The 525-nt window shown below is 62.9% G+C and carries 1 protein-coding gene; it reads right to left on the bottom strand.

The genetic code is table 11. The features are described 5' to 3' along the window. The coding region (locus tag DIE06_RS38000) for a phage late control D family protein (protein WP_185733591.1) at positions 1–525 on the bottom strand (525 nt) is incomplete at both ends.

The raw sequence follows: 525 nt of genomic DNA, 5'->3' as shown, positions 1-525 counted from the left end.
CAGATCGGCGCGCGGGCGTGTGTAGTCGTAGTCCGTCACGGTCACGCGTCCGGGCGTCAGGCGGCTGGTCACGGACATCGAGTGAATGTGTTCCTCATCGATACGCTGACCATCGGGCGGCAGATAGCGCAGCGTCTCGTAGGCCGCGCCGTGCGGACGATGGCCGCCGATCGTGTCGCACAGGACCAGACGGTGATGACCGTCATCGTGCTCGATCCACCACCAGATTCCCCATTCTTCCCAGAGGCGTTGCAGAAACGCCCAGTCCGATTCAAACGCCTGCCGCTGCACATCGCGTTTCGGATACACACCCCGGAATGCACCGAGGCGCTGATCGACGGGATAGGGGTATTTCGAGAGCACCGCGTCGGTGATTTCAACGACGGTCATGTCCTGAAACAGGCGGCAATCCTGCGTGAGGGTCGCGCGATAGAGCCACGGCCGCAGTTCCAGTTCGTACAGGATGGAGTCGCGATCCTGACCGGCAATCCGGGCCGCTTCGACCAGCCCGGTTATCTCGCGCGT

It is taken from the genome of Burkholderia sp. Bp8998 (assembly GCF_003854235.1).
Classification (GTDB): domain Bacteria; phylum Pseudomonadota; class Gammaproteobacteria; order Burkholderiales; family Burkholderiaceae; genus Burkholderia.
This window is presented reverse-complemented; position numbering and strand designations above follow the sequence as displayed.